Annotated in this window: 13 protein-coding genes and 1 pseudogene; 7 read left to right on the top strand and 7 right to left on the bottom strand. The window is 70.6% G+C overall.

The window, feature by feature from the left end:
- Positions 1 to 47: 47 nt before the first annotated feature.
- A complete protein-coding gene (locus tag ACY34K_RS09350; protein WP_462745665.1) occupies positions 48 to 1,001 on the top strand; it encodes a MerR family transcriptional regulator in 954 nt (317 codons plus the stop codon).
- A gap of 125 nt (positions 1,002 to 1,126) precedes the next feature.
- Positions 1,127 to 1,669, top strand: coding sequence for an RNA 2'-phosphotransferase (locus ACY34K_RS09345; protein WP_462745664.1), 543 nt, complete (start codon positions 1,127 to 1,129; stop codon positions 1,667 to 1,669).
- 19 nt (positions 1,670 to 1,688) lie between these two features.
- Here the strand turns inward: ACY34K_RS09345 and ACY34K_RS09340 are convergent, their stop codons facing one another.
- Positions 1,689 to 2,585 carry an LLM class flavin-dependent oxidoreductase gene (locus ACY34K_RS09340; RefSeq protein ID WP_462745663.1) on the bottom strand — a complete coding sequence of 299 codons (897 nt, stop codon included), beginning with the start codon at positions 2,583 to 2,585 and terminating at the stop codon, positions 1,689 to 1,691.
- A 53-nt stretch (positions 2,586 to 2,638) separates the two neighbouring features.
- Here ACY34K_RS09340 and ACY34K_RS09335 point away from each other — a divergent pair, with 53 nt between their 5' ends.
- Positions 2,639 to 3,538, top strand: coding sequence for a Cof-type HAD-IIB family hydrolase (locus ACY34K_RS09335; protein WP_462745662.1), 900 nt, complete (start codon positions 2,639 to 2,641; stop codon positions 3,536 to 3,538).
- Here ACY34K_RS09335 and ACY34K_RS09330 read toward each other — a convergent pair.
- The 4 genes and pseudogenes from ACY34K_RS09330 to ACY34K_RS09315 all read right to left on the bottom strand — a co-directional run.
- Positions 3,525 to 4,031, bottom strand: a pseudogene (locus ACY34K_RS09330) (M23 family metallopeptidase); the annotation flags it as partial. The gene ACY34K_RS09335 and the pseudogene ACY34K_RS09330 overlap by 14 nt on opposite strands.
- A gap of 1,387 nt (positions 4,032 to 5,418) precedes the next feature.
- Positions 5,419 to 9,222 (bottom strand): thiol reductant ABC exporter subunit CydD, encoded by a 3,804-nt coding sequence (gene cydD / locus ACY34K_RS09325; protein WP_462745661.1) that lies wholly within the window; start codon positions 9,220 to 9,222, stop codon positions 5,419 to 5,421.
- 15 nt (positions 9,223 to 9,237) lie between these two features.
- Positions 9,238 to 10,239 (bottom strand): cytochrome d ubiquinol oxidase subunit II, encoded by a 1,002-nt coding sequence (gene cydB, locus ACY34K_RS09320; protein WP_462745660.1) that lies wholly within the window; start codon positions 10,237 to 10,239, stop codon positions 9,238 to 9,240.
- Between the two features lie 17 nt (positions 10,240 to 10,256).
- Positions 10,257 to 11,774 (bottom strand): cytochrome ubiquinol oxidase subunit I, encoded by a 1,518-nt coding sequence (locus ACY34K_RS09315; RefSeq protein ID WP_462745658.1) that lies wholly within the window; start codon positions 11,772 to 11,774, stop codon positions 10,257 to 10,259.
- Positions 11,775 to 11,972: 198 nt separating this feature from the next.
- Here ACY34K_RS09315 and ACY34K_RS09310 point away from each other — a divergent pair, with 198 nt between their 5' ends.
- Positions 11,973 to 12,347, top strand: coding sequence for a cyclophilin-like fold protein (locus ACY34K_RS09310; protein ID WP_462745657.1), 375 nt, complete (start codon positions 11,973 to 11,975; stop codon positions 12,345 to 12,347).
- A 46-nt stretch (positions 12,348 to 12,393) separates the two neighbouring features.
- Here ACY34K_RS09310 and hisC read toward each other — a convergent pair whose 3' ends face one another.
- Positions 12,394 to 13,485 carry a histidinol-phosphate transaminase gene (gene hisC, locus ACY34K_RS09305; RefSeq protein WP_462745656.1) on the bottom strand — a complete coding sequence of 364 codons (1,092 nt, stop codon included), beginning with the start codon at positions 13,483 to 13,485 and terminating at the stop codon, positions 12,394 to 12,396.
- Between the two features lie 388 nt (positions 13,486 to 13,873).
- Here hisC and ACY34K_RS09300 point away from each other — a divergent pair, with 388 nt between their 5' ends.
- The 3 genes from ACY34K_RS09300 (at position 13,874) to ACY34K_RS09290 (ending at position 17,245) form a co-directional block, all read left to right on the top strand.
- A complete protein-coding gene (locus ACY34K_RS09300) occupies positions 13,874 to 14,980 on the top strand; it encodes a LacI family DNA-binding transcriptional regulator (RefSeq protein ID WP_462745655.1) in 1,107 nt (368 codons plus the stop codon).
- Positions 14,981 to 15,186: 206 nt separating this feature from the next.
- A complete protein-coding gene (locus ACY34K_RS09295; protein WP_462745654.1) occupies positions 15,187 to 16,272 on the top strand; it encodes a metallophosphoesterase in 1,086 nt (361 codons plus the stop codon).
- Positions 16,273 to 16,420: 148 nt separating this feature from the next.
- Complete coding sequence (locus tag ACY34K_RS09290; protein ID WP_462745653.1) at positions 16,421 to 17,245, top strand: hypothetical protein; 825 nt, start codon at positions 16,421 to 16,423, stop codon at positions 17,243 to 17,245.
- Between the two features lie 134 nt (positions 17,246 to 17,379).
- Here the strand turns inward: ACY34K_RS09290 and thiC are convergent, their stop codons facing one another.
- Positions 17,380 to 19,155: a phosphomethylpyrimidine synthase ThiC gene (gene thiC, locus ACY34K_RS09285; protein ID WP_462745652.1), complete on the bottom strand. Its 1,776-nt coding sequence runs from the start codon at positions 19,153 to 19,155 to the stop codon at positions 17,380 to 17,382.
- Positions 19,156 to 19,338 lie beyond the last annotated feature (183 nt).

Below are 19,338 nucleotides of genomic sequence, written 5' to 3'. Positions count from 1 at the left end.
CAGTCGTACGATCCCTGGCAGCAGGGTCGGGGGAGGTAGGAGCGGGCGTGGTCGAGCAGCCAGCACAGCAGTCGGCGGCCGAGTACCGGATCGAGGACCTGGCGCACCACAGCGGCGCCACGGTCCGGACCATCCGTGCCTACCAGGACCGGGGCCTGCTGCCCAAGCCGGAGCGGCGCGGCCGGTCCAACGTGTACGGCAGCGCCCATCTGTCCCGGCTGCGGCAGATCGCCGACCTCCTGGACCGCGGCTACACCCTCGCCTCCATCAAGGAGCTCCTGGAGGCGTGGGACCAGGGCCGCGGGCTGGGCGGGGTCCTCGGGCTGGTGGCCGAGGTGCACGGTCCGTGGACGGACGAGGAAGCCGCCCGCATCACCCGGGCGGAGCTGGACGCCGCGTTCGGCGGCACTCCGGACGACAAGGCCGTGGCGGAGGCGATCGAGCTCGGGGTCCTGGAGCGCGTCCCCGGCCAGGAGGACGCATTCCTGGTTCCGAGTCCCCAGGAGCTCGCGGTGGCGGTCGAGTTGTACGCGGCCGGTGTGCCGCTGCTGGCAATAGCCGCGCACCTGAGGGAACTTCGGGCACAGGTCGAGCACATGGCCGCCCGCTTCCTGGAGTTCACCACGGAACACGTCTTCGCCCGCTACCTGGGACACCGTCCGCCGACCGACGCCGACGCGGCGGAAGCGGCGGCCCTGGTGCGGCGGCTGCGGCCACTGGCCCAGCAGACGGTCGATGCCGAACTGGCCCGTGCCATGCAGACGTTCGCCCCCCGGCACCTCCAGCGTCAGCTGTCCCCGAAGGGGCCGCCGGCCGGCGGCGACGAGCCGCGTTCCGTCATGCTCCCGGCCTCGACGATCGCCGCCGTCAGCAGCCTCGTTGGCGCGGAGAACGTAGCGGCGTTCGTCGCCGCCGCGGCCGAACGCGAGGTGCACGCACGTGCCTTGGACGCCCTTGCTCCAAGTCGCCCCGAAGTCACGGAAAAGGGTCAAGCAGGCTGAAAATCACATTCAGTTGTCCACAGAACTGTCAATTCTCCTGTGGATAAACCTAGTTGGTTGTGGACCAAACCTTTTCCGTGAAATTTGTGTGGCGTGGCGAACGTGATGCCTGACACGCTGGAAGCATGGACGAAAGACGCACCGTAAGGGTGTCGAAGTACCTCTCGAAACATCTGCGCCACCAGCCCGAGCGGATCGGGCTCGTCCTCGACCCGAACGGCTGGGCCGCCATCGACGACCTGCTGCGGGCGGCGGCCGGCGACGGCATGCCGATCACCCGCGCCGAGCTCGACCATGTCGTCGCCGTCAACGACAAGCGGCGCTTCACGATCGACGGAGACCGCATCAGGGCGAACCAGGGCCACACCGTCGAGGTGGACCTCGACCTGCCGCCGGCCACCCCGCCCGCGTATCTCTACCACGGCACGGTGGCCCGCAGCCTGGCCGCGATCCGGGCCGAGGGCCTGCGCCCCATGTCCCGCCACCACGTCCACCTGTCGCCGGACCGCGAAACCGCCACGCGCGTCGGCGCCCGGCGCGGCCGCCCGCTGGTGCTCTCGATCGACTCGGGCGCGATGCACAGGGACGGCCACGTGTTCCACGTCAGCGCGAACGGCGTCTGGCTCACCGCCGCGGTGCCCCCGGCCTACATCCGCTTCCCGGAGTGACCGCGGGCACCGGGTCGCTTCACTGGCGCAGCTGCGCCAGTGCCTCCGTCGCGATCCGCTCGTAGACCCGCTGGTCGGCGGCGAAGACGGTGTCCGCGATCGGAGCGTGGATCACGATCTCGGTGAAGCCCAGCTCGAAGTGGCGGCCCGCGAAGTCGACGAACGCGTCGAGGGACTCCAGTGGACGGTCCGGCGTGAACCCGCTCAGCAGGATCTTGTCCATGGCCTCGGCGTCCCGGCCGGCGTCCGCGCACGCCTTGCCCAGCTTCTCGACCTGCGCCCGGATCGCCTCCCGGGACTGCTCCGGCGTGCCCGACTCGGACACCTTCGGATCCCCGGTCGTCACCCACGCCTGACCGTGCTTCGCCGCCAGCCTCAGACCGCGCGGCCCGGTGGCCGCCACGGCGAACGGCAGGCGCGGGCGCTGCACACAGCCCGGGACGTTCTGCGCCTCGCGGGCCGAATAGAACGTCCCCTCGTGCGTGACCGTCTCCTCGGACAGGAGCCGGTCCAGCAACGGCACGAACTCCCCGAACCGGTCGGCCCGCTCGCGCGGCGACCACGCCTCCTGCCCCAGCGCGGTCGCGTCGAAGCCCATGCCGCCCGCGCCGATGCCCAGCGTGACACGGCCTCCGGAGAGGTCGTCCAGCGTGATCAGCTCCTTGGCGAGCGTCACCGGATGCCGGAAGTTCGGCGACGTCACCAGGGTGCCCAGCCGTATCCGCTCGGTGGCGCCGGCAGCCGCCGTGAGGGTCGGAATCGCGCCGAACCACGGACCGTCACGGAAGGGAACGCGCCACGAGAGGTGGTCGTACGTGTACGCGCTGTGGAAGCCGAGCCGCTCGGCGCGGAGCCACTCGTCGCGGCCACCGTCGTGCCAGCGGCGGAAGGGGAGGATCACGGTGCTCAGACGCATCCCCCGACCATACGCCCGCCCTCAGAGAGTCACGGAACAGCTCAGATGTGCGCATGGCCGCACGCCCGTGCACACGTGTACGGGACAATGGGCCCGTGACCTCATTGACCTCTCACCGACCGCGGCCGACCTCGCATCGGCGTCCCCGACTGATCGCCACCGACCTCGACGGAACGCTCCTTCGTGACGACAAATCGGTCTCGGACCGTACGATCGCGGCGCTGGCCGCGGCCGAGGAAGCGGGTATCGAGGTCTTCTTCGTCACCGGCCGCCCGGCCCGCTGGATGGGCGTCGTCAGCGAGCACGTCCACGGCCACGGCCTCGCGATCTGCGCCAACGGCGCCGCCGTGGTGGACCTGCACGCCGGCGGGAGGCTCCTGGAGACCCGGCCGCTCGACCGCGAGATCGCGCTCGACGTCGTACGGACGCTGCGACGCGAGGCGCCGGGCACCGCCTTCGCCGTCGACCTCACCACCGGAGTCCACTACGAGCCGGACTACCCGCCCTTCTACCTCGACCACGGCGCGTCCATCGCCCCCGCCGAGAAGCTGCTGCACGAGGAGCGGCCGGGCTCGGGCGACCCCGTGCTGAAGCTGCTCGCCCTGCACCCCGAACTGACCCCGGACGGCTTCCTCGCCCTGGCCCAGGTCGCCGCCGGCGCGCAGGCCACCATCACCCGCTCCAGTCCCACCGCCCTGCTGGAGGTCAGCGGGATGGGCGTCTCCAAGGCCAGCACGCTGGCGCTGTGCTGCGCCGAGCGCGGCATCTCCGCCGACGAGGTGGTGGCGTTCGGCGACATGCCCAACGACATCGAGATGCTGTCCTGGGCGGGCCGCTCGTACGCGATGGGCAACGCCCACCCGGACGTGGTCGCCGCCGCTTCCGGCCGCACCGTCGCCAACAACGAGGACGGCGTCGCGCTCATCATCGAGGACATCCTCAGGAACCACTGACGGCGCCGGAGCCGCCGACGCCACGCAGCTCGACCCCGTGTTCCCGCAGCCAGCGCACGGGGTCCACGCCCGAACCGAGGTACGGCGTGACCCGTACCTCGAAGTGCAGATGCGGTCCGGTGGAGTTACCGGTGCTCCCCACCTGGCCGATCCTCTCGCCGACCGGCACCCGCTGTCCCCTGGTCACGGCCGCGGCGGCCAGATGCGCGTACTGCGAGTACCAGCCGCCCCCGTGGCGCACGAGCACCTCGATCCCGAACGCGCCGCCGCAGGACACCGACTCGACCAGGCCCGCACCGATCGAACGCACCGGCGTACCGATGCCCACGGCGAAGTCCTGCCCGGTGTGCCGGTGCGCCCACCGCGGACCCGCCCGGTCGAAACCGGCGGACAGCACGTACCCGTCCCGCTCCGCGACCGGCGCGACCCACCGCGGACGGGGCGACGCGCCACTCGTGGCCCTCCCCACCGGCCCCCGGGCCGCGCCGCTTGCCGGACCGCCGGCCTTGCCGCTCGCCTTGCCGCTCGCCTTGCCGGGCAGCACCCTGGTCACCGCACTGCTCGCCTTGCCGGGCACCACCCTGGTCACCGCGCCGCCCGCCTTGCCGCTCGCCTTGCCGCTCGCCTTGCCGGGCAGCACCCTCGTCATCGCGCCGCCCGCCGGACCGCCCGCCTTGCCACTCGCCTTGCCGGGCACCACCTTGGCCATCGCGCCGCCCGCCGGACCGCCCGCCTTGCCGCTCGCCTTGCCGCTCGCCGTGGCGGGCAGCACCTTGGTCGCCGAACTGCTCGCCTTGCCACTCACCGCGTCGCTCGCCGGACCGCCCGCCTGGCCATGTGCCGCACCACTCGCCGCGTCACCGGCAGCACCACGTACCGCACCGCCGGAACGAGCCCGTACCGGACGTGACCCGGTGCTTTCCGGACCGCCCGCCGCACCAGGCGACGCTCCAGCCTGCGCCTCGCCCGGCGCCCGGTCAGCCGGGACAGCCGATGGAGCGGCCGGCGGAACAGCCGGCGGGCCGAGCCGTGCCGGAGCCGGACAGCGCCCCGCCGCCACGCTGTCCGCCGCCTGTGCCTGGAGGCGGCTCTGAGCCAGCGCGAGCCGCGCCTCGACACCCTGCCGGATCGCGGCCAGCCGCGTCTGCCGAACGGCCAGCTCCTGCCAGGCATCCGCCGCCTCCCCTTCCGTGCGGGTCAAGCGCCGCTCCGCCTTGCGCGTGCCCTCCATCAGCCTGTCCACGGCCCGGTGTGCCTGTGCGGCGAGCCGCTGGGCCCGCATCGCCTCGTCCGGATCGTCGGCGAGCAGGAGTCGGCCGGTCGGCGCCAGAGTGCCGCCGGTGCGGTACTGCGCCCGCGCCACCTCACCCGCCCGGGCGCGCAGGACGGCCAGTTCGCTTCGCTTCGTGACCAGCTCGCCCTGGAGACGTGTGATCAGGGCGCGCTGAACCGCTGCCGCCCGGCTGTTCTGCTCGTACGTCTCGGTGGCCCGGGCGGCCTCCTCGTACAGCCGCGCCACCTCCGCGCTCGCGCTCGGCCCGTCCGCTCCCACCGCCGCCTGTGGGCGGGGGAGCAGGACGAGCAGCGCGGACAGCACGAGCGGGACGAACGTCCGCCGTGCGGCGGGAAGGAACACCCTGGGATCGTCGCGCCGGACCGGGGCGATCTCCGGGATCCCGCGACGCTCTTACCGCCAAAGAGCCACCGCCTCTACCGCCAACAGGCCTAGGCACGCAACTCCGGCACCGCCGAACGGCGGAACGGCAGGACGGCCGGATCTCCGAGACCGCCGCCGTCCGCACCCCCCTGGGTAGGGGCCGGTCGTGTTCGCATCCGGCCCCGCCCTCACCAGCGGCTCGCCGGGCGTGGGGCCGACGGCTTCAGCCCGGGAACTCGGGCGCGGCCGGTCCCGCGGTCGCCAGCAGCAGATCGGCACGGCGCTCACGCTCCAGCATCAGCCGCAACGGGCCTTCGACGTCCGCCAGTTCGGCGTACGGACCCTGCTGCACGGCCCGGCCCTCCTCCAGCACGACGACCTCGTCGACCGCGTCGAGACCGCGCAGCCGGTGCGTGATCAGCACCGTCGTGCGGCCCTCGGTGGCCCGCAGCAGATCGTCCGTCAGGGCGTCGGCCGTGGCCAGGTCGAGGTGCTCGGCGGGCTCGTCCAGGACGAGGACGGGGAAGTCGGCGAGCAGCGCGCGGGCGAGTGCGAGGCGCTGGCGCTGGCCCCCGGAGAGCCGGGCGCCGTGCTCACCGACGAGCGTGTCCAGACCGTCGGGCAGCGCGTCCACCCAGTCGAGCAACCGTGCCCGGTCCAGCGCACGGCGCAGCTCGTCGTCGCTCGCGCCGGGGCGCGCCAGGCGCAGGTTCTCCCGGACGGAGCTGTCGAAGATGTGCGCGTCCTGGGCACAGAGCCCCACGAGACGGCGCACGTCGTCCCCGTCGAGCGAGGCCGCGTCCACGCCACCGAGCCGGTACGTCCCCGACCGCGCGTCGAGGAACCGCAGAAGCACCTGGGCGAAGGTCGTCTTTCCCGAGCCGGACGCGCCGACCACGGCAATCCGCCGGCCGGCCTCCAGCCGCAGGTCGAGCCCCGCGAGGGCGTCCCGTTCCTGGCCCGCGTAGCGGGCCGAGAGCCCCCGGACCTCCAGCGGGAACGGGCTGTCCGGCACCGCCGCCGGCCGCTCCGGCTCATGGACGGGAACCGGCGCGTCGAGCACCTCGAACACCCGCTCGGCGCTCCGGCGGACGCGCCGGCGGTACTGGACGGCGAGCGGCAGACCGGCGACGGCCTCGAACGCGGCGAGCGGCGTCAGCACGACGACGGCGAGCGCCACACCGTCGAGCCTGCCGTCCCCGACCGCCCGGACGCCGACCAGCGCGGCAGCGGTGACGGTCAGTCCGCACACCAGCGCCGACAGCCCGCCGCCGAGAGCGGTCGCGGCGGCCTGCCGCGCCGAGATCCGGGTCAGATCACCGTCCGCCTCGCGCACCTGCTCGCCACGGCGCCCGAGGGCACCGGCCACCGTCAGCTCCGCACAACCACGCAGCAGGTCGACGACCCGCGTGGCGAGCACACCGCGCGCGGGAGCCAGCCTGCGCTCGGCGCGGCGGGCGAGCGCACCGGCGGCCGGAGGCACCCCGAGTCCGGCGGCCAGCAGGCCCACGGCCAGAACCGCGCCGGCCTCGGGCAGCAGCCAGGCCGTGAACCCGACGGACCCCGCCCCGACGACCACGGCCGCCCCGGCGGGCAGCAGCCAGCGCAGCCAGTAGTCCTGCAGGGCGTCCACATCGGAGACGAGCCGCGACAGAAGATCCCCGCGCCGGGTCCGGCGCAACCCGGCCGGCGCGATCCGCTCCAGCCCGCGGTACACGGTGACACGCAGCTCGGCGAGCATCCGCAGTACGGCGTCGTGCGACACCAGGCGCTCGGCGTACCGGAACACGGCCCGCCCGATCCCGAACGCCCGCGTGGCCGTGACGGCCACCATCAGATAGAGCACGGGCGGTTGCTCGGAGGCCCGCGAGATGAGCCAGCCGGAGACCGCCATCAGCCCGACGGCGCACCCCAGGGCCAGGCTCCCCAAGCCCCATGCCAGTCCAAGCCGCCCCCGCAGCTCCCCCGCCATCGCCCGCACCCGGCCGAGCACTTGAGCACCGACCGCGCTCCCGGCCTCGGCACGAACGTCCACCGGGGCGGGAACCCCGGCTCCGTCCCCGGCCGGGGCAGAGCTCTCACGACGCGAAACCGCACCGCTCCCCGCCCCGTAAGAAGCGTCCACCGCGGCGGAAGAAGCCCCCGCCTCGTGTGCGGCCGAAACGGGGCCCTCACGGCGTGGAGCCGCCGGACTCCCGGTCTCCGAGGACGCCCTCGCCCCACGCCCCGTGGCCACCTCACGCTCACCGGGCGGCGCGGGCTCCTCGCGGCGCGAAGCCGCCGCGGTCGGGAGGGCGCGGGCGTCCGTCCCCGTGGAAAGCCGCTTCCCGGTCAGGGGGGCCGGGGGGAGGAGCCCTTCGGTTTCGGGGAGGAACGGGCTGGGGGAGAGCGGGACCACCCGGTCCGCCACCCCCAAGAGCGCCGGCCGGTGCACCACCAGCAGCACTGTCCGCCCCTCGGCCAGTCGTTCCACCGCCTCGACCACGGCCGCCTCGGTCGCCCCGTCCAGCGCGGCCGTCGGCTCGTCCAGCAGCAGCACCGGACGGTCCGCGAGGAAAGCCCGGGCCAGGGCCAGCCGCTGACGCTGGCCGGCCGACAGGCCCGCGCCGTCCTCGCCGAGCACCGTCTCGATGCCGGCCGGCAGCCCGTCCACGAAGTCCGCGCCCGCATCGCGCAGCGCCGCCCGTACCGCGCCGGCGTCCGCGTCCGGCCTGGCGAGGCGCACGTTCTCCGCGATCGTTCCGGCGAACAGGTACGGCCGCTGAGGCACCCAGGCGATGCGCTCCCGCCACTGGTCCAGGTCCAGCGTGTCGAGGTCCACGGACGGGCCCCCGGCCCCGCCGACACGGACACGCCCGCCGCCCTCGGGCCGGGCGAAGCCGAGCACCACGTCCAGCAGGGTCGACTTTCCCACCCCACTGGGCCCGACCAGCGCGACCGTCTCGCCCGGCTCCACGACCAGGGAGGCCGCGTCCAGCGAGGGCTCCGAGCGTCCCACGTGGCGCACGGTCACCGCGTCCAGTTCGATGCGCACCGGACCGGCGGGCACCGGCCCGGTGCCGCCCGCACGTGCCGGCGTCTCCAGGACGGCGAAGATCTCCTCCGCCGCCGAGAGCCCCTCCGCCGCCGCGTGGTACTGCGCCCCCACCTGCCGCAGCGGCAAATACGCCTCGGGCGCCAGGATCAGGATGACGAGCCCCGTGTACAGGTCCAGGTCTCCGTGGACCAGCCGCATACCGACCCCGACCGCCACCAGCGCCACCGACAGCGTGGACAGCAGCTCCAGCGCGAACGAGGAAAGGAAAGCGATCCTCAGCGTCCGGAGCGTCGCCTGCCGGTATTCGGCGGTGATGGAGCGGATGGACTCCGCCTGGGCCTTCGCCCGTCCGAAGACCTTGAGCGTGGGAAGCCCCGCCACCACGTCCAGGAAGTGCCCCGACAGCCGGGACAACAGGCGCCACTGGCGGTCCATACGGGCCTGCGTGGCCCAGCCGATGAGCACCATGAAGATCGGGATCAGCGGCAGCGTCACCACGATGGTCGCGGCGGACACCCAGTCCTCGGTGACGATCCTCGCCAGCACCGCCACCGGCACGACCACCGCCAGCCCCAGCTGCGGAAGGTAGCGGGCGAAATAGTCGTCCAGGGCGTCGACACCCCGCGTCGCCAGCGCGACCAGGGAGCCGACGCGCTGGCCGCTCAGCCAGCCCGGCCCGAGGGCCGCCGCTCGCTCCAGAAGCCGCCTTCGCAGCTCGGACTTGACCGCCGCGCTCGCCCGGTGGGCGGCGAGTTCGGTCAGCCAGGAGACGGCGCCGCGCCCCACGGACACCACGGCCAGCAACGTCAGTGGCGTCACCAGGTCATCGACGACGAGCCCTTGCTGGAAGGCGCCGACCACGACCTCGGCGATGAGCATCGCCTGGCCGACGACCAGCGCCGCCCCCGCCAGGCCGAGAACCACCACGGCCGCCAGGAACAGACGGGTGGCTCGGGCGTACCGGAGCAGACGCGGGTCGATCGGTTTCACGTGAAACATCCCCCACTAGTGGGCGTCGGCGATGTGCTGGGTCCCGATGCGCTTGCGGAAGACCCAGTACGTCCAGCCCTGGTACAGCAGCACGAGCGGCGTGGCCACGGCCGCGCACCAGGTCATGATCTTGAGCGTGTACGGGCTGGACGACGCGTTGGTCACCGTCAGACTCCAGTCCGGGTTGAGCGAGGACGGCATGACGTTCGGGAAGAGCGTAAGGAAGAGCATCGCCACCGCGGCCGCGATCGTGACGCCCGACAGTGCGAAGGACCATCCTTCACGCCCCGCCTTGATCGCCCCGAGCGCTCCGAGCAGCGCCACCACGGCGACGATCATCGCCACCAGGCTCGTCGAGTCACCGCGCGAGACCTGCGTCCAGAGCAGAAAACCGAGCGCCAGGACCGCGGTGATCAGACCGAGCACCAGAGCGAGCTTGCGGGCCCGCACCCGGATGTCGCCGACCGTCTTCAGGGCGGTGAACACCGCTCCGTGGAAGGTGAAGAGCGTCAGTGTGACGAGTCCGCCCAGCAGCGCGTACGGGTTGAACAGATCGAGGAGGCCACCGACGTACTCCTTGGTCGCATCGATCTTCACACCCCGGACGATGTTGGCGAAGGCCACGCCCCAGAGGAATGCGGGGATCAGCGAGGTCCAGAAGATGGCCTGCTCCCAGTTGTGCTGCCACTTCTCCTCGGGCCGCTTCGCGCGGTACTCGAAGGCGACACCACGCACGATCAGGCAGACCAGGATCACCAGCAGCGGCAGATAGAAGCCGGAGAAGAGTGTGGCGTACCAGTCGGGAAAGGCGGCGAAGGTCGCACCGCCGGCGGTCAGCAGCCACACCTCGTTGCCGTCCCAGACCGGCCCGATGGTGTTGATCAGCACACGCTTCTCGACCCGGTTACGGGCGAGCAGCTTGGTGAGTACGCCGACCCCGAAGTCGAAGCCCTCCAGGAAGAAGTAGCCGGTCCACAGGACGGCGATGAGTACGAACCAGATGTCGTGGAGTTCCATGCCTCAGCTCCCAGTCCTCAGTACGAGAAGGCCATCGGCCGGTCGGCACCGTGCTCGGGGTCCTTGTCATGGCCGCCGATCCTGGTGGGTGGGTTGAGGTCGGACTCCGTGAGCTCCGGCGGTCCCGCCTTGACGTACTTCACGAGCAGCTTGACCTCGATCACGGCGAGCACCGCGTAGAGGGCGGTGAAGACGGTCATCGAGATGAGCACCTCGGTGGTGGAGACACCGGGCGACACGGCGTCCCGGGTGCGCAGCACGCCGTAGACGACCCAGGGCTGGCGGCCCATCTCGGTGAAGATCCAGCCCCACGAGTTGGCGATCAGCGGGAAGCCCAGGGTCCACAGCGCGGTCAGCCAGTACAGCCGGGTGAGCTTGTGGTTCAGCGGCTTCCTGAAGAGCACCAGATGAGGCACTTCGTCATCGCCCACCCTCAGCGCCTTCGGCAACAGGAACTTCTTGCGCGTCAGCCACAGGCCCAGCAGTCCGAGGGAGAAGGACGCCATGCCGAACCCGATCATCCACCGGAAGCCCCAGTAGGCGACGGGGATGTTGGGCCGGTAGTCACCCGGGCCGTACTTCTCCTGCAGGGCCTTGTTGGTGTCGTTGATACCGGGGACGTAGGACTCGAAGTCGCTGTGCGCGAGGAAGGACAGGAGGCCGGGGATCTCGACGGCGACCTTGTTGTGGCCCTTGTCCACGTCGCCGTACGCGAAGACGGAGAAGGGCGCCGGGCCCTCGCCGTCCCAGAGGGCCTCGGCCGCGGCCATCTTCATCGGCTGCTGCTGGTACATGACCTTGCCGAGGAAGTCGCCGCTGATGGCGGTGAGCATGCCGCCGGCCACGACGGTGACCAGGCCGAGACGCAACGAGGTCTTCATCACCGGGATGTGCTTCTTGCGGGCCAGGTGGAAGGCTGCGATACCGACCATGAACGCGCCACCGGTGAGGAAGGCCGCCGACATGGTGTGGAAGACCTGGGTCAGGGTGGTGTTCTGGCTGAGCACCGCCCAGAAGTCGGTGAGCTCGGCCCGCCCGGTCGCCTCATTGATCTTGTAGCCCACCGGGTGCTGCATCCAGGAGTTGGCCGCGAGGATGAAGTACGCGGAGAGGATGGTGCCGATCGACACCATCCATATGCAGGCCAGGTGGATCTTCTTGGGCAGCTTGTCCCAGCCGAAGATCCACAGCCCGATGAACGTGGACTCGAAGAAGAACGCGATCAGCGCCTCGAAGGCGAGCGGCGCGCCGAAGACATCACCCACGAAGCGCGAGTAGTCGGACCAGTTCATGCCGAACTGGAACTCCTGCACGATGCCGGTGACCACACCCATCGCGATGTTGATCAGGAAGAGCTTGCCCCAGAACTTGGTCGCTCTGAGGTACTTCTCCTTCTCGGTCCGCACCCAGGCGGTCTGCAGACCGGCGGTGAGAGCGGCCAGTGAGATCGTCAGAGGAACGAAGAGGAAGTGGTAGACGGTGGTGATACCGAACTGCCACCGCGCCAGCGTCTCTGGCGCCAGAGCCAGGTCCACGTCAGCTTCTCCTTACGGCCTACGTCCTACGGTCCGGACGTTTCGTGCGTCGCCTCACCGATTCCGGTTGATCTTGGGAGGAACCAGGCGCGCTTGTGAATGCGTTCACAATCACAAGCCATTATGACTTACATGAAATCCGAAGGTGAAACGGGGGTCCCCCTTCCCCGCAACTTCAACATATTGTTGAATCCGCGCATGCAGATACGAATCTCCTGGCCCGCCGGCCATGTGACCGCGACCATCGAGGAAACCCCCACGAGCAAGGTGCTCGCAGGGGCTCTCCCGATCGCCTCCACCGCCCACACCTGGGGCGAAGAGGTCTACTTCGACACACCCGTCTCCGTCCCGCTGGAGGCGGACGCCCTCCAGGTGGTGGAACCGGGCACCGTCGCGTTCTGGACCGCCGGCGACGCCCTCGCGCTCCCCTACGGACCCACGCCGATCTCACGCGGCGACGAGTGCAGGCTCGCCAGCCCGTGCAACATCCTCGGCAGGATCGAAGGCGACCCGCGCCTCCTCGCGACGGTGCGCACCGGCGACCCGATCCGCGTCGAACTGGTCACCGACTGAGTGGCCGGCCGGATGACCGGCCGCCCCGCAAAGGGGCACCGCCCGGTCAGTACCGCTCCTTGTGGAACGACTCCGCCACCCGCAGGAAGATGTCGTTCGCCTCGGACTCACCGATCGTGACGCGCACACCCTCACCGGGGAACGGCCGCACGACCACACCCGCCTTCTCGCAGGCCGCCGCGAAATCCACGGTGTGCTGCCCCAGCCGCAGCCAGACGAAGTTCGCCTGGGTCTCGGCCACCGTCCAGCCCTGGGCCACCAGCCCCTCGTACACCCGCGTGCGCTCGCAGACCAACGAGCCGACGCGTCCCCACAGTTCGTCCTCGGCGCGCAGCGAGGCCACCGCCGCGTCCTGCGCCAGCTGACTCACGCCGAACGGGACCGCGGTCTTGCGTAGGGCCGCGGCCACCGGCTCGTGGGCGATCGCGAATCCGACCCGCAGACCGGCCAGCCCGTACGCCTTGGAGAAGGTCCGCAGGACGGCGACGTTCGGCCGCTCCCGGTAGATCTCGATGCCGTCCGGCACCTGCGGGTCCCTGATGAACTCGCGGTACGCCTCGTCCAGGACCACCAGGACGTCGGACGGCACACGGTCCAGGAAACGTTCCAGCTCGGCCCGCCGCACCACCGTGCCGGTCGGGTTGTTGGGGTTGCAGACGAAAATCAGCCGGGTGCGGTCGGTGATCGCGTCGGCCATCGCGTCCAGGTCGTGCACCTCACCCGACGTCAGCGGCACCTGCACGGAGGTGGCACCGCTGATCTGCGTGATGATCGGGTACGCCTCGAAGGACCGCCATGCGTAGATCACCTCGTCGCCGGGGCCCGAGGTGGACTGCAGCAGCGACTGCGCCACACCCACCGACCCGGTACCGGTGGCCAGGTGCGACACGGGCACACCGAACCGCTCGGACAGCTCATTGAAGAGAGCGGTGCACGCCATGTCCGGGTATCGGTTGAAATCCGCCGCGGCGGCCAGCGCGCTCTCCATCACACCGGGCAGCGGCGGATAGGGGTTCTCGTTGGAGGACAGCTTGTATGCGACCGGGCCTTCGGCCGCGGCGGGCTTGCCCGGCTTGTAGGTGGGGATGCCGTCCAGCACGGCGCGCAGCTTCGGGCTGGTCCCGCTCGTCTCGCTCACTGTGGTCCTCCTTGACCGTCCGTACCGCCAATACTGCTCACCTTATGAGGATTCCTCGCCGGTGCGAATGGCTGAAACCGGAATGGCATCTTGCCGCGGGCGGTCCGCCCGCGAAGGGACGGGGAGGAAGGGGGCGCATCCACGACCTCGTGCGCCGGTGGCTCGCGCCGTGGCGCGCGTCCCCCGTAGTGGTGAGTTGAGGCCACAGCAAAACATGGCTCATTTGGCAGGCCCATGCGCGACGACAAGTGGCAGGGGTACGCGTTTCCCCTGAACTGCCTTGGTTTCTCTGGCGGTTGGGGGGTGGCGACCATGCAGAAACGTGCCTGTCAACGAGTGAATATGCGACCGGCTCAACCGCCCGGCCTCGCCCTACTATCGGCTCGCCATGACAGCAGCAGGGAAGCACCAGGTGAGCCGGGCACAGACCCGGGGAAGTCGGCAGGGCCGAGCGGGCATCCGGGACGTAGCCGCCGCTGCCGGGGTCTCCATCACGACTGTCTCCGACGCGCTCAACGGCAAGGGCCGGCTCCCGGACGCCACCCGCCGCCATGTCCGCGAGGTCGCCGACCGGCTGGGCTACCGCCCATCCGCAGCGGCCCGCACGCTCCGTACCGGCAAGTCCGGCCTCATCGGCCTGACCGTGACGACCTACGGGGATGAACCTTTCACCTTCACCGAATTCGCCTATTTCGCCGAGATGGCCAGGGCCGCCACCTCAGCCGCGCTCGCCCGCGGCTATGCCCTGGTCATCCTCCCCGCCACCTCCCGCCATGACGTCTGGTCGAACGTCGCCCTCGACGGCACCGTCGTCATCGACCCCTCCGACCACGACCCGGTCGTGACCGAGCTGGTCCGCCAGGGCCTGCCGGTCGTCTCCGACGGCCGTCCGGCCGGCACCCTGCCGGTCACCGCCTGGGTCGACAACGACCACGAAGCCGCCGTTCTCGATCTGCTCGACCATCTCGCCGCGGCCGGCGCCCGCCGGATCGGCCTGCTCACCGGTACCAGCACCGACACCTATACCCGCCTGTCCACCACCGCGTACCTCAACTGGTGCGAGCGCGTCGGCCAGGACCCGGTCTACGAGGCCTACCCGGCCCACGACCCCTGCGCCGGCGCCGTCGCCGCCGACCGGCTGCTGGCCCGCCCCGACCGGCCGGACGCCGTCTACGGGCTCTTCGACCCCAACGGCACCGATCTGCTCGCCGCCGCGAGGCGGTACGGGCTGCGCGTCCCGGACGATCTGCTGCTGGTCTGCTGCAGCGAGTCAACTGTCTACGCGGCCACCGAGCCGCCCATCACCACCCTCTCGCTCAAACCACGGCGCATCGGCACCGCGGTCGTCCAGCTCCTGATCGACGCGATCGAAGGCATCGAGACCGATCGGCCGGTCGAGCAGGTGATACCGACCGAGCTGATCGTCCGCACCTCCTCCCAGCGACGCTCGCCGCGCACGACCGTGAGTCCTCCCCGATCACCGTCGCAGGAGTGAACGATCGTCCCGAGCAGGGCCGAAGCGGGCATCAGTCGTGGCCCAGACCTTCCCAATTGGGGCGAAACAACCGATGAACGGGGGGTGCACCCGGATTCACCACCCCTGGTGCGTCACAGAGCTCGGGCCTCATTCCTATGATGGGCGGACGACACCGCGGGCAGGCCCCGACCAGGCCGGTCCGCGAGGTGTAGGGCGTCGCTACGGTGGTGGAGGGGTCGATGACTCAGGGGGCCGGTCAAGGACCCGTCGTGCGGACGGCGACGTTGCGCGACTTCCGCGTACCGCCGTACGCCCAGGTGCCGGTGCAAGGTCACGCCGCTCACCCCGGCAACGCCTTCCCGGAAGGTGAGCCTCCGGAGGGGTACACCCCCACCGCACGCGACCTCCCGGTGATCAACCGGGGCGACACGCTGCAGGTGCAGGTCACGCCGTCCGAGGCGCCGGCCCCCGCGGCCGAGCGCGAGCACGGCCCGGGCCCGCTCTTCGTGGTCGGTGACGTCCACGGGTACCTCGACGAGCTGCTCGTCGCCCTGCGCGAACAGGGCCTCATCGACGCCGAAGGCCGCTGGGCCGCGGGAAACGCCCGCCTCTGGTTTCTCGGCGACTTCACCGACCGGGGCCCCGACGGGATCGGCGTCATCGATCTCGTGATGCGGCTCTCCGCCGAGGCCGCGGCCGCCGGCGGCTACTGCAAGGCCCTGATGGGGAACCACGAGCTGCTGCTGCTCGGCGCCAAGCGGTTCAGCGACACGCCGGTCAACTCGGGCGCCGGCACCGCCACCTTCCAGGCCGCCTGGCTGCTCAACGGCGGCCAGAAGAACGACATGGACCGGCTCCAGGACGTCCATCTGCAGTGGATGTCCCGGCTCGACGCGATCGTGGAGGAGGACGGGCATCTGCTCGTGCACTCCGACACCACGGCCTACCTCGACTACGGCTCCACCATCGAGGACGTCAACGACACCGTCCACGAGATCCTCACCCGCAATGACGCCGACGAGTGCTGGGACCTGTTCCGCAAGCTCACCAAGCGCTTCGCGTTCCGCGACGACGCGGGACCGATGGCGGCCTCGGAACTGCTCTCGGCCTACGGCGGCCGGCGCGTCGTCCACGGCCACAGCCCCATCCCGTACCTCCTGGGCGAAGTGGGCTCCGAGGACGGCGAGGACGGCGAGGGTCCGTCGGTCGAAGGCCCGCACGTCTACGCGGACGGTCTCGCCATCGCCATGGACGGCGGAGTCACCATGGCCGGAAAGCTGCTGGTTGTCCAACTTCCCCTGCCCAACTGAGCCAAGCCCTGGCAGGCGATTTCCGGAAACCCCCTGTCACCCCTTGCCGTAACGGCTCTACCATCGGTATTTCCGTAGCAGGCTCTCCTCCGTTTGCGCCCAACTGCCCGTTCTACGCGGGCAAACAGGGCCTACGGAGCATCGGGGGATGCACATGAACAGCGCTCCGCACCTGCTGACCGAGGACCGCTCCGAGTACGAGCGCCTCCTCGACGACGCGCTGCGCAACGCGCCCGACCGTCCGGATCTCGCCGGGATAGGCCGGCGGCTCAACGCCGAGCAACTGCGCACCATGGCTCTGAACGCCACGGCACTGATCACCGCGGCCGCCGCCGCGGAGTACGACCACTTCGTCAAGGTGCGCGCGGAAGCGCGCACTCCCACCGGCACCTCAGTACTGGGCTCCGTGCTCGCCGCCTCGGGCGACGAGACGGACGGCGGGCCCGGCGCCGGGGTCGGGGTCATCGTCACCGTGCTCGCACCCGTTCTCGCGGGCACTGCGGCCATCATCTTCCTACTCGTCGGCTCCATCCTGAAGATGCTCAGCCCACCACCGTCCATTGCCGATCCACTGCTCACGGCGGGTTGGTTCTTCGCAGCGGTCACCGCGGCCGGCATCCTGGTCGCCGCGATCGGCCTGCTGATCACCGCCCTGCGCAACAGCTCCACGCAGGTCCCGGCCCAGGAGCCGGGTGGTGAGCTTCCCGACGAGATCTCCCGGGCCCGAGAGGCCTGGCGCCACGCCCTCCTGGAACGGGGAATCCTGCCGTTCCTCAGGGACGCGCTCGCCGATCCCAGCGCGGACCCGGTTTCCGGGACCCCTCCGCGCCAGGTCGGCCGAATCCCGAAGGTGGGCTACAGCGGTCCGGACTTCTCCAGCCCCAGCGAGGGCGGGGGAGCCTCCCGGCCGGCCTTCACAAGCCCGGACTTCACGAGTCCCGACTACGGCGGCCCCGAGAACCAGCCGGACTGACCGCCACGGGGCGCCACTGTTTCACGTGAAACACCAGTTCGTTCCACGTGAAACAGGACATCCACGCCGTTCGCGGCGACGCTCCGGGAGGTCCCCTCCGCCCCCCGGAGCATCACGCTCGCGCTGCCCCCGCGTCAGTCGGCCAGCGGCAGGTAGACCCGATTTCCGGCGGCGGCGAACTCCTTGGACTTCGCGGCCATGCCGTCCTCGATCTCCTGCTGCGAGCCGCCGTGCTCGCGGCGGATGTCCTGCGAGATCTTCATCGAGCAGAACTTCGGACCGCACATGGAGCAGAAGTGCGCGGTCTTGGCGGGCTCGGCCGGAAGCGTCTCGTCATGGAACTCCCGGGCGGTGTCCGGGTCGAGGGCCAGGTTGAACTGGTCCTCCCAGCGGAACTCGAACCGGGCGTCGGACAGGGCGTCGTCCCACTCCTGCGCGCCGGGGTGCCCCTTGGCCAGATCCGCCGCATGCGCGGCGATCTTGTAGGTGATGACACCGGTCTTCACGTCATCACGGTTGGGCAGGCCCAGGTGCTCCTTCGGCGTGACGTAGCAGAGCATCGCCGTGCCCCACCAGGCGATCATCGCGGCGCCGATGCCGGAGGTGATGTGGTCGTAGGCCGGGGCCACATCGGTGGTCAGCGGGCCGAGCGTGTAGAACGGCGCCTCCTCGCAGATCTCCTGCTGGAGGTCGATGTTCTCCTTGATCTTGTGCATCGGGACATGACCCGGGCCCTCGATCATCGTCTGGACGTTGTGCCGCTTGGCGATCCGGTTGAGCTCGCCGAGCGTACGGAGCTCCGCGAACTGAGCCTCGTCATTGGCGTCCGCGATGGAGCCCGGGCGCAGGCCGTCGCCCAGGGAGTACGTCACGTCGTACGCCGCGAGGATCTCGCAGAGCTCCTCGAAGTTCTCGTACAGGAACGACTCCTTGTGGTGCGCGAGACACCACGCGGCCATGATCGATCCGCCGCGCGAGACGATGCCGGTCTTGCGGCGGGCCGTCAGCGGCACATAGCGCAGCAGCACACCGGCGTGGACGGTCATGTAGTCGACGCCCTGTTCGGCCTGCTCGATGACCGTGTCCTTGTAGATCTCCCAGGTCAGTTCCTCGGCCTTGCCGTCGACCTTCTCCAGCGCTTGGTAGAGCGGCACGGTGCCGATCGGCACCGGCGAGTTGCGCAGCACCCACTCCCGAGTCGTGTGGATGTTGCGGCCGGTGGAGAGGTCCATGACCGTGTCCGCACCCCACCGGGTGGCCCAGGTCATCTTCTCCACCTCCTCCTCGATGGAGGAGGTGACAGCGGAGTTGCCGATGTTGGCGTTGACCTTCACCAGGAACCGCTTACCGATGATCATCGGCTCGATCTCGGGGTGGTTCACATTGGCCGGCAGGACGGCGCGGCCGGCCGCGATCTCCTCACGGACCACCTCGGGGGAGACGTTCTCGCGGATCGCGACGTACTCCATCTCCGGCGTGATCTCGCCACGGCGGGCGTATGCGAGTTGCGTCACCGCCTGGCCGTCGCGGCCGCGGCGCGGCTGGCGCGGACGGCCGGGGAAGACCGCGTCGAGGTTGCGCAGCCCACCACGCGGCGCGGTGTGCTTGATCCCGTCGTCCTCGGGGCGGACCGGCCGGCCCGCGTACTCCTCGGTGTCACCGCGTCCGATGATCCAGTTCTCCCGCAGCGGCGGCAGGCCGCGGCGCACATCCGTCTCGATATTCGGATCGGTGTAGGGCCCTGACGTGTCGTACAGCGTCACGTCCTTGCCGTTGGTGAGGTGCACCTTGCGCACCGGCACGCGGAGGTCGGGGCGCGAACCCTCGACGTATCCCTTGTGCCAGCCGATGGACTTCCCGGCCTCGTCGTTCTGGTTCGAGGCAGGCGTGCGTGCGTCCTGAACGGTCATCGTGACCTACTCCCTACGCCGGCATTACCCGGTAACAGGTTCGGCGGTCGACGCAGCGGCTTCCGTACGGCCCGTACGGATGTCAGCGCCCTCTCAGCCCGGTGCTCCGAGCTCCCGCGTGTGCAAAAGGTGTCACCACGCTAGCGTCACCCCGGCCACGCTGAACAGAGGGCCCCCTCCGTT

Source organism: Streptomyces sp. STAM6, assembly GCF_054963715.1.
The sequence above is the reverse complement of the archived record's forward strand: the minus strand, read 5'-3'. Positions and strand labels throughout refer to the sequence as shown.

Bases quoted from the DNA above. Each gene is read 5' to 3' on its own strand.
- ACY34K_RS09300 (WP_462745655.1), top strand. From the start codon at position 13,874: ATGACAGCAGCAGGGAAGCACCAGGTGAGCCGGGCACAGACCCGGGGA.
- thiC (WP_462745652.1), bottom strand. From the start codon at position 19,155: ATGACCGTTCAGGACGCACGCACGCCTGCCTCGAACCAGAACGACGAG.
- ACY34K_RS09345 (WP_462745664.1), top strand. From the start codon at position 1,127: ATGGACGAAAGACGCACCGTAAGGGTGTCGAAGTACCTCTCGAAACAT.
- ACY34K_RS09335 (WP_462745662.1), top strand. From the start codon at position 2,639: ATGGCCGCACGCCCGTGCACACGTGTACGGGACAATGGGCCCGTGACC.
- ACY34K_RS09310 (WP_462745657.1), top strand. From the start codon at position 11,973: ATGCAGATACGAATCTCCTGGCCCGCCGGCCATGTGACCGCGACCATC.
- cydB (WP_462745660.1), bottom strand. From the start codon at position 10,239: ATGGAACTCCACGACATCTGGTTCGTACTCATCGCCGTCCTGTGGACC.
- ACY34K_RS09340 (WP_462745663.1), bottom strand. From the start codon at position 2,585: ATGCGTCTGAGCACCGTGATCCTCCCCTTCCGCCGCTGGCACGACGGT.
- ACY34K_RS09290 (WP_462745653.1), top strand. From the start codon at position 16,421: ATGCACATGAACAGCGCTCCGCACCTGCTGACCGAGGACCGCTCCGAG.